Source organism: Microbacterium sp. 69-7 (assembly GCF_001897985.1).
In the GTDB taxonomy this organism is placed as follows: Bacteria; Actinomycetota; Actinomycetes; order Actinomycetales; family Microbacteriaceae; genus Microbacterium; species Microbacterium laevaniformans.
The window spans coordinates 19588-32804 of the sequence record NZ_MKRU01000022.1 but is presented as its reverse complement, the minus strand read 5'-3'; the positions used below and the strand labels follow the sequence as shown (position 1 = coordinate 32804).

Sequence of the window (13217 nt, the reverse complement as noted above, 5' to 3'; positions counted from 1 at the left end):
GTGGATGCCGCGGCTCCCGCAGCGATCAACCCGACGACGCGACCGCGCCAGCGCAGACCGATCACCGCGCAGACGAAGATCGTGACGAGCCCCTCGATCACTTGCGGAAGCGCCAGCGCCGACGTCGACATCCCGAACAGTCGCACGCTCAGCGCCTGCGGCACGGCGAAACCGCTCAGCTTGTCGAGAGTGACGGTGGCAGCCGGGTCGAACGCGCCGAACAGCAGCGCCTGCCACGACTGCGACATCGACCGCACTGACGCCTCGTAGAACGAGAAGTCACCCCCGCGCGCCAGGTTCCATGTCGTGAGCACGGCGAAAGCCAAGAGAATCGCGGCAAGCGTGACGCGCGCCCACCAGGGCTCTCGCCACCACCGCGAGAGGGCGGGTGTCATCGGCACGGGCCGACGCTAGGCGCGGAGCTTCGGCATCGGCTCGGCGACGGCTGAGCGAAGCCTATGAGCGGATTTCACCACTGGGCGTGGATGGCGTGGCGCAGACGACGGTCGTAGACATCGTGCACCGCCGCGTCGAACGCGGCGTACGTCTCGGGTGCGTCCAAAGACGAGGCTGCGGCGGCGTTCGCTGCGGCCTGTGACGGCGTCCGCGCGCCGGGGATCACGGCCGTGACGCCGGGCTGCGCCACGATCCACGCGAGCGAGGCAGCGGGCAGGCTCACGCCCTCGGGCAGCGCGCCTGCGAGCTCCGCTGCTGCTGCCACCCCGGCCTCGAAGTCGACGCCCGAGAACGTCTCTCCCCGATCGAACGCCTGACCCTCGCGATTGTACGAACGGTGATCGGCGGCGGAGAAGGTCGTGGCAGTGGTGTAGCGGCCCGACAGCAGCCCGCTCGCCAGCGGCACGCGGGCGAAGACGGCCACGCCCGCGCCGGCCGCGGCGGGCAAGAACTCATCCAGTGGCTTCAGCCGGAACGGATTGATGATGATCTGCACGTTCGTCAATCCGGGGCGGCGCAGGACGGACAGCCCCTGGTCGACCGTCTCGACCGAGGCCCCGTACGCAGCGATCGCGCCCGCGTCGACGAGGCGGTCGAGAGCATCGAAGGTGCGATGGTCCTCGAGCACGGCGGTCGGCGGGCAATGCAGCTGAACGAGGTCGAGGGTGTCGACGCCGAGGTTGCGGCGAGAGCGGTCGATCCACGTCCTGAAGTTCTCCGCCGTGTAGTTCTCGGCACGCTGTTCGTCGCGGCGTCCCACCTTCGTCGCGACGACGACGCCGTGCCCGGGCCGCGCGGCGAGGAAGCGGCCGATGATCTGCTCTGAACGTCCGTCTCCGTAGACGTCAGCGGTGTCGAAGAGGGTGACGCCGGCGTCGACGGATGCCGCGAGCACAGCGGCCGCGTCCTCCTCCGAGACATCCCCCCAGTCTGCGCCCAACTGCCACGTACCCACACCGATCACCGAGACCTCACGGCCGGTGCGGCCGAGTGCACGATGCGGGACGGCTGAGCGTGCGGGAGCCATACCTCGAGCCTATCGGCGCACGCTGCGGCGACGAGGGCGATTCAGACGATCCCGCCGATCATCGCGTCGCGGCGCAGCTGCTCGTGCGTCGCGTGGAACGTGCCGTCGGCGTCCACCAGGCCTGGTGGCCCGCGGCATCCGGATGTTGCTCGACGACGGCCGGCCAATGCGCCTTGATGTCTTTGAGGTAGTACCGGATCTCGCCGCCGATCGTGCGCTTGTCGACCTCGTCGGAGGCTTCGAGCTGGCTCTGCGTGGGTTCAGTCATGCCGAGAGCATAGAAAGCGTTCCTGCCGTGCGCGAGGGGTCAGCCCGCCAGAGTCGTGCCGCATTCCGCGCAGAACTTGGCACCGGTGGGGTTGTCGGTAGCGCAGCCGCGGCACGCCGCGGCGATGGCGAGCGGTGACCCGCACTCGCCGCAGAACTTGCCTCCGTGGGACTGCGCACCGCACGCTGCGCAGCGCGGCTGCGCCTGCGTCTTCAGATCCATTCCGCCGAGGAGGTCGACCGTCTCGAGCCGTTCCTGCATCTGCCGGCGGCGCGCCTCCGCCTGCAGCTGGGCCAGTTCCTCCGTTGCGATCGGGGAGCACCGTACACACTGTCCGACGGCGTCGTTCCAGCACACGTCACCGCACCCCCAGTCGCTGCACGCCCGGCACTGATGAAACCTCGGGGCGATCTCTGCCGTCGCGGCGCGCAGCGCCTCGTCCTTCGCGGGCGAGATCGTGCCGCGGTCCAGGAGGCGATCGGCCACGGAGCTGATCTCGTACAGCGATCCACCGAAGAGGTTGCCCAGTCCCCGGGCCAGCTTCTGGCCGGCCGCACGCGGGTCGCGACGGAAGGCCGAGCGGTAGCCATTTCCGCAGCGCTCGCAACGGAACTCGAACTGATAGCCGTCGGCGTTCGACAGATCGTTGAAGTTGTCGGTGAAGGGGACGAGATCACTCACGTGACGTTTCCTAGTCGTGTCGGATGCGCTGGGGCATCGGAGGGGACGGGAGCGGATGCCGAGCTGAAGACCAGATCGATGAGGGGGGCGAAATCGTAGTCGGACGCGAAACGGGGGGGCCTGCATGAGCAGGAGGGTGTTGATGAGCATGCCGCGCGCCATGAACGCCCACATCTCCATGTCGGAGGCCCCCAGCTCGCGCAGCGCGCGATAGACCTCCTGGAACATCCGGCGGGACTCCTCGCCGATGGTGGGCTCCGCCGTCGCCGCAGAGAAGGCATGAGCCCCCACCAGGGCGGGCGCGCGCGAGATCTCGATAGGCGGCGCCGACGCGCTCGGCGTCGAATCCGTCGCCGGCGACGCGGCCACGCGATGCGGATCGGAACGCCGTGAGGATGGCCCCCGCGGCGTGCGCGTGCGTGCGCAGGAAGAGCTCTCGTTTGGATCCGAAGGTGCGGATGACGTACGGCTGCGAGACACCCATCGCCTTGGCGACCTCAGCGGTCGACGTACCGAAGTAGCCGCGCGGCGCGAATGCCCGCACCGACGCGTCGAGGAGCTCCTCGTTGCGCGCGGGCGGACGTCGGCCGGTCGCCATGCCGGTTTCCTCTCGGGCACGGGTGTTATCGCACGACAACACGGACGCCGTGCGCGCTCCGACCGAAAAAGCAAGAGCCCCGGTTACCGCTGTGACGCGGATCTCCGGGGCTATCTGTCTTGCTGGGGTACCTGGACTCGAACCAAGAACAACTGAACCAGAATCAGCCGTGTTGCCAATTACACCATACCCCAGGGGGTGACGACCGAAGTCGTACCGAGGGTCTAGCTTAGCCCACGCGCGGACCGAGTCCAAACCAGCCGGACCACGCATTGCCCCGCCGCCGGACAGGCCGGACACTGAGCCGTGTGAAATCCCCCTTGCTCCTGCCCGCGACGGCCATCGCCGTCCTCGTGCTCGCCGGCTGCGCGGCCTCGCCCGCATCGACGCCGTCCGCCACCGAGAACGACGCCGGTCCCACCGCCGAGGCCGGCACGCCGGCGGCCGTCGGCGGCGGTCAGCTGTTCGGCTGCACCGACGCGATGATCTCGTTCATGGACGCCAACGGGTACCTGAATCCCACTCCCGCCGACCCCACCCGGTTCGTCTTTCCGGAAGCGGGAAAACCCGGGGCCTCGCCGGCCTGTTACGTCGAGGACGACTACGGCGGAACGAAGCGCAAGGGAGCGATCTTCGTCGGCGACGCGGACGCCGCCATCGCGCAGATCGGCGCCACGCTGACGGCCGCGGGGTACCAGCAGAGTTCCGGCTACGGCGCCTACATCTGGTGGCTCGACGGTGAGGACGCCAGCTCGGCACGGTACGCGGTGGGGGCCGGTCCCCAACAGATCGACGGCCAGAACGTCATCTGGGCGACGTGGGCGTCGCGCTGACGGGCGCGATCCGGGCGTTTTCATAGGCCGCACAACGACGCCGCTGGTGAAGCGGTCCTACGGTGACCGTTGTGACCGCGCTCCCCGCCTCCGCCGCCGCCGCCTTCTCGCCCGTCCACACCGCCGCGACGACCCGGCGGCGGATGGGCACGCCGTGGCACTGGTCCCTCCTCGTCATGGCAGTCGCGGCCGCGATCCTCACAGCCTGGGGCGTCGGGGGTTCGATGTCCGACTACTACGCGTCGATCGCGCTGTCGATGAGCCGCAGCTGGCCGAACTTCCTCTTCGGCTCGTTCGACCCGGCCGGAACGATCACCCTGGACAAGATCCCCGGTTCGTTCTGGATCCCCGCCCTCACCGTACGCATCTTCGGCTTCTCCCCCGCCGCGGTCATCATTCCCAACGCGCTGGCCGCGGCGGTCGCGGCCGTGGTGACCGCGATCACCGCACGGCGATGGGCGGGCATCACCTCGGGCCTCGTCGCCGGGGCGGTCGTTGCCACGACGCCCATCCTGGTCGCGGTCGCGCGCTCCAACCAGCCAGAGACGTTCTTCGTGCTCGCCCTCGCCTTGACGGCGTGGGCAGCGACGCACGCGTTGCGCCGGGCCAGCTTCGGATGGCTGCTACTGGCGGGCGTGTTCATCGCCGCCGGCTTCCAGACCTACATGCTCGAGGCGTGGGCGGTCTGGCCTGCACTCGCCGTCGCCTATCTCTGCACCCGACAGCCGTGGTGGCGCCGGGTCTGGCACGTCGCCGTGTCCGCAGCGCTCAGCCTCGTGCTGTCGCTGGGCTGGATCATCGCGGTCTCGCTCGTTCCGGCATCCGACCGCCCCTATATCGGCAGCACGTTGACGAACAATCCGTGGGAGATGGTGTTCGGCTACAACGGACTCGGCAGGTTCGGCTCCACGACCGCCGACAGCACGGCCTACCGGTCATTCACACCACCGTTCTCGGGAACCCCCTCGGCCGTGCGGCTGCTGAACGGTTCACTGGCCGATCAGATCGGGTGGTTGATCCCGACCGCCATCCTCGCCATCGTGATCCTCGCGGTCCTTCGCTTCCGCCTGCCGTTGCTGGTGTTCGGGGCCGTGTGGTTCGTCACGTTCGCCGGAATGTTCTCGCTCGTGGCCGGAATGCACCAGTTCTACACCGCCTCAATGGCCATCCCGATGGCGCTGCTGACCGCCGCCGCGTTCGCCTGGGCGCGGCGACGCCGCATCCTGTGGGCGCAGATCGCACTCCCGGCTGTCGCGGCCACGACAGCGCTGATCATCAGCCTGAGTGTCGCCTCCGACCGCGGAGCCGCATTCTCCCTGCCGATCGCGGTGGCACAGGTTCTCGTCGCCGTCGCCGTGGTGGCAGCCATTGTGGTGGACCACCGTCGGGCGCACCCGCGGCGGCTCACTGCCGTCGTCACTGCGATCGCCATGCTGCTGACGCCGGCGAGCTGGGCCGTCGTGACGATGTGGTCGCCCAACTCGACCAACCCGACCGCGGCCGGCGTCGCCAGTGTGTCCGGCATCGGCGGTGTCGGCGGGTTCGGAGGGTTCGGACCCGGTACCCCCGGCGGCGCACCGGGAGCAACAGTCCTCGGCGGACCCGGTTCGGGGGCCTCCGGATCCGGGAGCGGCACCTCGGGGCCGCTCGGGGCGGGGCACCACGGGGACGGGTTCTCGCGGTCCGGCGGACAGACCGGAGCCTCAACCGACGGAGCACGCGAACGTTCCAGCGGGCAGGGCACGGGCACTCGCAACTCCGGCGGTTTCGCCGCTTCGTCCGCCGAGGCGGGCACAGGCGCCGCCGCTACCGTGGCCTGGCTGACGGAGCACCAACAGGGCACCGCGTACCTCGCCGCGACCTTCGGGGCGCAGAGCGCAGCCTCGCTCATCCTGGCCTCGGACGGCGGGTCGTTCCTGCCCATCGGCGGCTTCGACGAGCGTGATCCGGCACCGACGCTCGCGGCATTCCAGACGCTCGTCGCCGACGGGAAGCTGCGGTACGTGATCGCCGGCAACGGGGGCTTTGGCGGTGGCGGAGGCCCATCGGGCGGGCTCGGCGGCACCGACAACGCGAGCACCGCGGCCGGTCAGATCCGCACGTGGGTCGTGGCGAACTGCACCGAAGTCATGGACGCCCCGATTTCGGGCCTCTACTCCTGCGGCTCCTGATGCGCCGCGGCTCCCGGCTCAGCCCAGATGCTGAACGAGCGCTCCGAGGCGACGAATCGACTCGGCCTTGCCGAGCAGCTCCATAGACTCGAACAGCGGCGGGGACACGCGTCGTCCGCTGACGGCAACCCGGAGTGGGCCGTAGGCGACTCGCGGCTTCAGCCCCAGACCGTCGATCAACGCCGCCGACAGCGCATCCTGCACCGCCGCAGCGGTGAATCCGTGCTCGGGTACCAGCTCGAGTGCTCCCACGGATGCCACGAGTACCTCTCCCGCATTGGCGGGCAGACCCTTCAGCGCATCGTCTTCGTACACGACATCGTCGCGGAACAGGAAGCCCAGCAGCCCGGGCGCCTCACCGAGCAGCTGCATGCGCTCCTGCACGAGAGGCGCGGCGGCATCCAGTGTCGCCTGCTGCACGGCGGTGGGCGGATTCTCGATCAGACCCGCGGCATGCAGATACGGAACGAGCCGGGCGGCAAAGTCCTCGGCGGCGAGCATTCGGATGTGGTCACCGTTGATCGACTCGGCCTTCTTGTGGTCGAAACGGGCGGGATTGGGGTTCACGTCGACGATGTCGAACGCGGCGACGAACTCCTCCAGAGAGAACACATCCCGATCCGCCGCGATCGACCAGCCCAGGAGCGCGAGGTAGTTCAACAGCCCCTCGTGGATGAAGCCGCGCTCACGATGGAGGAACAGGTCGGCCTGGGGATCGCGCTTGGACAGCTTCTTGTTGCCGGTCTCGCCGAGGACGAGCGGCATATGACCGAATCGGGGCATGAAGTCGGTCACACCGGCCTCGATGAGCGCACCGTAGAGGGCGAGCTGACGCGCCGTCGAGGGCATGAGGTCCTCGCCGCGGATCACGTGGGTGATGCCCATGAGCGCGTCGTCCACCGGATTGGTGAAGGTGTAGAGCGCCTGGCCACCGGCGCGCACGACGACGAAGTCGGGGAAGGAGCCGGCAGGGAACGTCACCTCGCCGCGGATGAGGTCGACGTACGTCAGGTCCTCATCGGGCACGCGCAGGCGCCACGCGGGCTCGCGGCCCTCGGCGCGGAAAGCGGCCTTCTGGTCTTCGGTGAGGTCACGGTCGAAGTTGTCGTAGCCCAGCTGCTTCGCTCGCCCTGCGGCCTCGTTGCGCGCATCGATCTCCTCAGCCGTCGAGTACGACTCGTAGACGGCACCCGAGGCGATCAGGGTCTCGAGGACGCCCGCGTAGATGTCGCGGCGCTGCGACTGGCGGTACGGCTCGTGCGGGCCGCCCTTCTCGACGCCCTCGTCCCAGTCGATCTTCAGCCAGGTGAGCGCGTCGACGAGCTGACGGTAGCTCTCCTCGCTGTCGCGAGCGGCGTCGGTGTCTTCGACGCGGAAGATGAGCTTGCCGCCGGTGTGTCGCGCGTACGCCCAGTTGTAGAGCGCCGTGCGCACCATGCCGACGTGCGGAAGGCCGGTCGGCGACGGGCAGAACCGTACGCGGACGTCGGTTCCGGAAGCGGTGGTGGTACGGGGATGGATCGCGGCAGACATCGCCTCCAGTCTAGGCGGCGGGCGGGCCTAGCGAATCGTCACCCCCGCGTCGCGACGACGAGCGCGCGGCGCGGTCCGGCGATCACGCCGCGGGTCAGGCTGATACGGATTGCACCGCAGCGAGTTCCCGCCCGAGCACCTCGAGCACGGTGCTCACCGACGGCACCCGTTCGGCGTCGCGTGCCGTGACGACGTGGAGTCCTCGCGCCTCGGCCGGCGGCAGCGGCGAGGTCTGCACGCCGGGCAGCAACGGGAAGGACTCGACCGCCATCCGCGGCAACGTCGCCACGCCCAACCCCTGCGCCACGAGTCCTTCGACCGCGACGGCATTGTCGGTCTCGAACCCGATGCGCGGTTCGAATCCCGCGCGACCGCAGAGCTCCAGCAGATGGCCGCGACAGCGAGGGCAACCGGCGATCCACGTCGCGTCGGCGAGTGCCGCGACGTCCGCCACATCCGCATGGCCTCCGGGCAGCACGAGCAGCAGGTCGTCGCGACCCGCGCTGCGTACGGTGAGCCCCCGGGCGCTCGATCCGTGCGGGTCGTCGCGGTCCCCCGGGTAGCTGAACGTCAGCGCGATGTCGGCGCGGTCTTCGCGAATCGCTTCCACCGCCTCCGGTGGCTCCGCCTCCACATAGGTGAGCGTGAGTCCGGGGTGAGAAGCGGACAGCGTCGCAAGCGACCGCGGAACGAGCACGGGCGAAGCCGAGGGGAAGGCGACAAGGCGGACGACACCGGTGCGCAGCCCCCTCAGCTGTGCCAGTTCTTCGGCGGCGGCGTCGAAGGCGTGCGTCACGGCCGGCGCATGACGGGCGAGCACGCGGCCGGCCTCCGTCAGCCGCACGCCGCGACCGACGCGCTCGATCAGCGCAACCCCCAGCCGGTTCTCCAAACGCCGCAGCTGCTGGCTGATGGCGGGCTGACTGTATCCCAGAGAGGCGGCGGCCGCTGTGATCGAGCCGGTGTCGGCGATCGCGCGCACGGTACGCAGGCTCTGGACGTCCAGTTCCGGGGCGATCTCCTTCACGTAAACATCATCGCATGGCATGTTTCTCATGCAATACCTGCCGTAGACGCATACGTCGCGACGCGCGAAGCTGAAACCATGATCACCGCCGTCCACGACCCCCTCGCCTCGGTGCGCGCCGAGTTCGGCTCCGCCGACGGCTACCTGGCCGCGTGCACGGTGGGGCTGCCGATGGACGCGACGCGGCGCGCGGTCGCCGCGGACCTCGCCGGACGCCCCGACATCGCGAGCTACAGTCGCGCGGTGGAGCAGTCGCGAGCACACTTCGCGTCGCTCGTGGGTGTCGCCCCCGAGCGCGTCGCGATCGGCTCCCAGACGTCGGTTCAGGTGGCACTTCTCGCGGCGGCGCTCCCCGCGGGTTCGACGGTCCTGGTACCGGAACACGAGTTCTCCTCGCTCGTCCTGCCCTTCGTGCACGCAGGCCGCGGCATCCGCGTCCGCACCGCTCCGCTGTCGCGCCTGGCCGACGCGATCACCTCCAGTACGACGCTCGTCGCGTTCTCCCTGGTGCAGTCCGCGTGCGGTCACGTCGCCGACGTCGACGCCATCTGCACCGCGGCAGCCGCGGTCGGTGCACGCACGGTATGCGATGCCACGCAGGCCGTGGGCTGGATGCCGGTCGACGCCGGGCGATTCGATGCGCTGCTCTGTCACGCCTACAAGTGGCTATGCTGCCCGCGCGGCGTCGCCTTCATGTCGGTGAGCGCGGACTACGCGCGCACGCTCGCGCCCGTACAGGCCGGGTGGTATGCCGGCGACGATCCCTGGACGTCGTGCTACGGCGGCGACGCGGATCTCGCCGCCTGCGCGCGACGCTTCGACGTCTCCCCCGCGTGGCAGGCATTCGTCGGCGCCGAGCCCGCGCTGCGGACATTCGCGCAGGCCGACATCGCGGCCGTCCACGCTCACGCCACGGGTCTCGCGTCCCGCCTTCGTCGGGCGCTGGAGCTGGAGCAACCGGACATCCCGACGGCGATCGTCACCTGGCTCGATCCCGAGGGAGCGGACCTCGCGCGTCTGCAGGCCGCCCGCATCACGGCATCCGGCCGCAACGGGCGCGCGCGCGTCGCCTTTCACGTGTTCAACGACGACGACGACGTCGAGCGAGCCGTCACCGCCCTCGGCCGCTGACCCCCGAGCGACGGCGTTCTCTCTCCCCCGCCGCACGGCGTGGACGTGCCGTATTCAGTCTGCGCGCGAGGACCGATCGCCTGCATCCGCGGAATCACGCGGATGCCGAGACCCGCCGCCACCGCCCTGACTGAGTACGGCACGCAAGCGGGACCAGCTGGCACGGGAGTCGGCGCCGGCATCGGCTGGACGCGCTGGGCGTGCGCGCTGCGCTGGGCGTGCGCGGGACGCCGATTCCGCGGAGATGTCGGGATCCGAAGACAGCTCCGTGTCAGATCGTCCTCGGCATCCGCCATCTCCTCGGCATGCCCCGCGCCGCAAGCCGCCCCAACTACGCCGCAACCGCGGCACCCCGGGCGGGTCAGCCGCGACGCGCGTACGGCGAGAGCACGGTGACCGCGACGACGAGCACGAGCGCGACCAGCGCGAGTCCGCCGTAGCCGATCTGACTGAGGACGACGCCCGCGAGCACGGCGCCGACAGCGGCGCTGAAGGTCATGATCGTGTCGCTGAGCCCCTGCCGTCGCGGCCGCAGGCTCGTCGGAGAGCTCTCGGTGAGCAGAGCTGCGCCCGACACGGTCGCAGCGCTCCACCCCGCTCCCAGCAGGAACAGCGCGACCAGCACCGCCCATTGCGAATCGGGCATGGTCGCCGCCACGATCAGCGACACCGCCAGCAGCGCCTGGCCCAGGAGGATCGTCGCGATACGTCCCCATCGGTCGGCCAGCACCCCGAACACCGGCGACAAGCCGTACATGCCGAACACGTGCAGCGCGATCGTGGTGCCGACCACGAGGGTGACGTGCTCGGGCGCCAGGTGCGCCAGATGGATCGGCGTCATCGCCATCACCGACGCCATCACCACGTGCGACCCCGCCACCGCGAAGACCGCATAACGCGCGGCCACCGGCCGATCGAGATCGTCGATGTGCTCCCGCTGCGCATCGCCGCTGCGCGCCAGACGCTGTGCGAGCAGGAGCGGGTCGGGTCGCAGCGCCGCGAGGTAGAGCGCGAAAGCGATCAGCTGCGCCACGATCGAGAACGCGTAGGAGCCGGTGAGCGGCGGCATACGCAGCGCGGCGCCGACGGCCTCTCCCGGTGTCAGAAGCAGCGGGCCCACCACACCCCCGACGGTCGTCGCCCAGACGACCGTGCCGAGGTCGCGTCCGCGCCGCGCGGCGGGAGCGAGGTCGGTCGCGGCGAAGCGCGACTGCAGATTGCCCGCGTTGCCGGCGCCGATGAGCACCACGCCCACGATCAGCAGCGGGAAGCTGCGCACGGCGGCCGCCGTGATGACGATCCCGATGCCGATCAGCGCGAAGAGGTTGCCGAGCGTCAGCGCCACCCGTCGCCCGCGCCGTGCCGCCATCCGCGCGAGCGGGATGGCGCACAACGATGCTCCGAGCGTCACGGATGCCGTCGCCAGCCCCGACAGCGCCTCCTGGCCCGACAGATCGGCCGCGAGCAGCGCGCCGAGCGAGACCGTTGCGCCGAAGGCGATGCCGCCCAGCACCTGTCCGGCGGCGAGGACGGTGACGGTGCGTCGCTGGATACGCGCGACGGCGACGGGGTCCATCGCCGGCGCCAGGGCGCTCACGCGTTTCGCGCGGTGTTGCGCAGCGTGCCCAGCCCCGTGATCTCGACTTCGACGGTCTGGCCCGCGTCGAACGGCCCGATGCCAGCCGGCGTACCGGTGAGGATCACATCCCCCGGCAGCAGCGTGAACGCGGCCGAGGCGTAGGCGATGATCTCCGGCACCGAGTGCACCATGTCGGAGATCGGGCCATCCTGGCGCACGTCGCCGTCCACCCGCGTCACGATGCGCGCGCCGCCCTCGAGGTCGAACTCCGTCTCGATCGCCGGACCGAGCGGGCAGAACGTGTCGAACCCCTTGGCGCGCGCCCACTGCCCATCCGACTTCTGCAGGTCGCGCGCGGTCACGTCGTTGCCGATCGTGTACCCGAACACGTAATCGAGCGCAGCGGATGCCGGGACATTCTTGGCCACACGGCCGATCACGATCGCCAGCTCGCCCTCGAAATCGGTGCGCTCGGACTGCGAAGGCCGCACGATCGCATCTCCCGGGCCGATCACGGCGGTGTTCGGCTTCAGGAACAGCAGCGGCGCGGCCGGAGCCTCGCCGCCCATCTCGGCGGCGTGGTCGCGGTAGTTCTTGCCGACGCAGACGATCTTCGAGCGCGGGATCACCGGTGCCAGCAACGCGACCTCACCGAGCGGAACCCGCTCCCCCGTCGTCTCGAAACCCGCGAACAACGGATCACCCGCCAAGACGACCAGCTCGGCCTCGTCGACGATCCCGAAGCGGATCGCGTCATTGTGACTGAAGCGGACGACCCTCACGCGGCGGACCCCGCGTCGCCGGCCGGCTCGTCCAGGCGCACGAGCCACCCGTGCGTGTCCTCGCGGCGCCCGTACTGGATGTCGGTGAGCTCGTCGCGCAGCGACTGGGCGAGCGGGCCGAGGGGCTGCTCGTCGACGAAGTCGCGCCCCTTCAGCACACCGATCGGAGCGACGACGGCGGCGGTGCCACATGCGAACACCTCGACGATCTCGCCGGAGGCGACACCCGAACGCCACTCGTCGATCGAGACCGCGCGGCCCTCGATCTTGTGGCCGCGGTCGGCAGCGAGCTGCAGGATCGAGTCGCGTGTGATGCCTTCGAGGATCGAGTCCGACTGCGGCGTCACGATCGTGCCGTCCTTGTAGACGAACACGACGTTCATGCCGCCGAGCTCTTCCACGTTGCGATCCTGGTCGAGGAAGACGACCTGGTCGCACCCCTGCTCGTAGGCTTCGGCCTGCGGCAGCAGGCTGGCGGCGTAGTTGCCACCGGTCTTGGCGGCACCGGTCCCGCCCTTGCCGGCGCGGGCGTAGTCCTCGCTGAGCCAGATCCACACCGGCTTCGCGCCGCCCTTGAAGTACGCGCCCACCGGAGAGGCGATGACGTAGTACCCGACCTTGTTGGCCGGTCGAACCCCGAGGAACGCCTCCTTCGCGAACATGAACGGGCGCAGGTAGAGGCTCTGGTCGGCGCCCGAGGGCACCCAGGCGCCGTCGACGGCGATGAGCGCCTTCAAGGACTCGATGAAGTACTCCACCGGCAGCTCGGGAAGCGCCAGGCGTCGTGCGCTGCGCTGCAGGCGACGACCGTTCTGATCGGGACGGAAGGTCCACACGGAACCGTCGGCATGCCGGTAGGCCTTGATGCCCTCGAAGATCTCCTGCCCGTAGTGCAGCACCGCTGCGGCGGGATCGAGTGAGAGGGGCCCGTAGGGCTGGACCCGCGGCCGGTGCCATCCCCCGCGCACCGACCAGCAGATGTCGATCATGTGGTCGGTGAAAGTCGTGCCGAACGCCGGGTCGACGAGCAGCTGTTCGCGCTCGGCAGCCGACTTCGCGGCCAGGTTTCGGGTGATCGTGAATTCGAGAGGGGCGAGTCCGGCATCGGGTTCGTACGTGAGGCTCATGTCG

General features: G+C 69.9%; 12 protein-coding genes, 1 tRNA gene and 1 pseudogene. 3 read left to right on the top strand and 11 right to left on the bottom strand.

The genetic code is table 11. The annotated features are described in order from the left end of the window. From BGN98_RS02475 to BGN98_RS02455, 6 genes and pseudogenes are all read right to left on the bottom strand, one after another. Positions 1-395, bottom strand: a pseudogene (locus tag BGN98_RS02475) (4-amino-4-deoxy-L-arabinose transferase); the annotation flags it as partial. 74 nt (positions 396-469) lie between these two features. Continuing rightward, complete coding sequence (locus BGN98_RS02470) at positions 470-1483, bottom strand: aldo/keto reductase (protein WP_288119341.1); 1014 nt, start codon at positions 1481-1483, stop codon at positions 470-472. A gap of 58 nt (positions 1484-1541) precedes the next feature. After that, complete coding sequence (locus tag BGN98_RS02465) at positions 1542-1751, bottom strand: hypothetical protein (protein ID WP_288119339.1); 210 nt, start codon at positions 1749-1751, stop codon at positions 1542-1544. A 39-nt stretch (positions 1752-1790) separates the two neighbouring features. Next, positions 1791-2432: a zinc ribbon domain-containing protein gene (locus BGN98_RS02460; RefSeq protein WP_288119338.1), complete on the bottom strand. Its 642-nt coding sequence runs from the start codon at positions 2430-2432 to the stop codon at positions 1791-1793. 10 nt (positions 2433-2442) lie between these two features. Beyond that, on the bottom strand, positions 2443-3030 hold the full coding sequence (locus BGN98_RS14735; RefSeq protein ID WP_353681698.1) for a TetR/AcrR family transcriptional regulator: 588 nt from the start codon (positions 3028-3030) through the stop codon (positions 2443-2445). Between the two features lie 122 nt (positions 3031-3152). After that, positions 3153-3224: transfer RNA gene (locus BGN98_RS02455), tRNA-Gln, on the bottom strand. Positions 3225-3338: 114 nt separating this feature from the next. On the opposite strand from BGN98_RS02455, the gene BGN98_RS02450 reads away from it, so the two are divergent. Both BGN98_RS02450 and BGN98_RS02445 read left to right on the top strand, forming a co-directional pair. Then, the gene (locus BGN98_RS02450) at positions 3339-3863 is read left to right on the top strand and encodes a hypothetical protein (RefSeq protein WP_288119336.1); all 525 of its coding nucleotides are present in this window, start codon (positions 3339-3341) and stop codon (positions 3861-3863) included. Between the two features lie 71 nt (positions 3864-3934). Continuing rightward, entirely contained in the window at positions 3935-6034 is a 2100-nt protein-coding gene (locus tag BGN98_RS02445; protein WP_288119334.1) for an ArnT family glycosyltransferase, read from the top strand. 18 nt (positions 6035-6052) lie between these two features. Here the strand turns inward: BGN98_RS02445 and gltX are convergent, their stop codons facing one another. Together gltX and BGN98_RS02435 are read right to left on the bottom strand one after the other, a co-directional pair. After that, a complete protein-coding gene (gene gltX / locus BGN98_RS02440; protein WP_288119332.1) occupies positions 6053-7567 on the bottom strand; it encodes a glutamate--tRNA ligase in 1515 nt (504 codons plus the stop codon). Positions 7568-7661: 94 nt separating this feature from the next. Then, positions 7662-8624 (bottom strand): LysR family transcriptional regulator, encoded by a 963-nt coding sequence (locus BGN98_RS02435; RefSeq protein WP_288119330.1) that lies wholly within the window; start codon positions 8622-8624, stop codon positions 7662-7664. 48 nt (positions 8625-8672) lie between these two features. Here BGN98_RS02435 and BGN98_RS02430 point away from each other — a divergent pair, with 48 nt between their 5' ends. Next, on the top strand, positions 8673-9725 hold the full coding sequence (locus tag BGN98_RS02430) for an aminotransferase class V-fold PLP-dependent enzyme (RefSeq protein ID WP_288119328.1): 1053 nt from the start codon (positions 8673-8675) through the stop codon (positions 9723-9725). 361 nt (positions 9726-10086) lie between these two features. Here the strand turns inward: BGN98_RS02430 and BGN98_RS02425 are convergent, their stop codons facing one another. From BGN98_RS02425 to BGN98_RS02415, 3 genes are read right to left on the bottom strand one after another with little or no spacing between them, the layout of a single operon-like run. Then, positions 10087-11301, bottom strand: coding sequence for an MFS transporter (locus BGN98_RS02425; protein WP_288119343.1), 1215 nt, complete (start codon positions 11299-11301; stop codon positions 10087-10089). A gap of 17 nt (positions 11302-11318) precedes the next feature. Continuing rightward, positions 11319-12086, bottom strand: coding sequence for a fumarylacetoacetate hydrolase family protein (locus BGN98_RS02420; RefSeq protein WP_288119327.1), 768 nt, complete (start codon positions 12084-12086; stop codon positions 11319-11321). After that, positions 12083-13213, bottom strand: a complete 1131-nt coding sequence (locus BGN98_RS02415) for a branched-chain amino acid aminotransferase (protein WP_288119326.1) — start codon at positions 13211-13213, stop codon at positions 12083-12085. Before BGN98_RS02415 ends, BGN98_RS02420 begins: the two co-directional genes overlap by 4 nt. Positions 13214-13217 lie beyond the last annotated feature (4 nt).

Coding starts and splice junctions, on each gene's coding strand:
- BGN98_RS02470 (WP_288119341.1), bottom strand. CDS start 1,483: ATGGCTCCCGCACGCTCAGCCGTCCCGCATCGTGCACTCGGCCGCACC.
- BGN98_RS02465 (WP_288119339.1), bottom strand. CDS start 1,751: ATGACTGAACCCACGCAGAGCCAGCTCGAAGCCTCCGACGAGGTCGAC.
- BGN98_RS14735 (WP_353681698.1), bottom strand. CDS start 3,030: ATGGCGACCGGCCGACGTCCGCCCGCGCGCAACGAGGAGCTCCTCGAC.
- gltX (WP_288119332.1), bottom strand. CDS start 7,567: ATGTCTGCCGCGATCCATCCCCGTACCACCACCGCTTCCGGAACCGAC.
- BGN98_RS02435 (WP_288119330.1), bottom strand. CDS start 8,624: ATGAGAAACATGCCATGCGATGATGTTTACGTGAAGGAGATCGCCCCG.
- BGN98_RS02430 (WP_288119328.1), top strand. CDS start 8,673: ATGATCACCGCCGTCCACGACCCCCTCGCCTCGGTGCGCGCCGAGTTC.
- BGN98_RS02425 (WP_288119343.1), bottom strand. CDS start 11,301: ATGGACCCCGTCGCCGTCGCGCGTATCCAGCGACGCACCGTCACCGTC.
- BGN98_RS02415 (WP_288119326.1), bottom strand. CDS start 13,213: ATGAGCCTCACGTACGAACCCGATGCCGGACTCGCCCCTCTCGAATTC.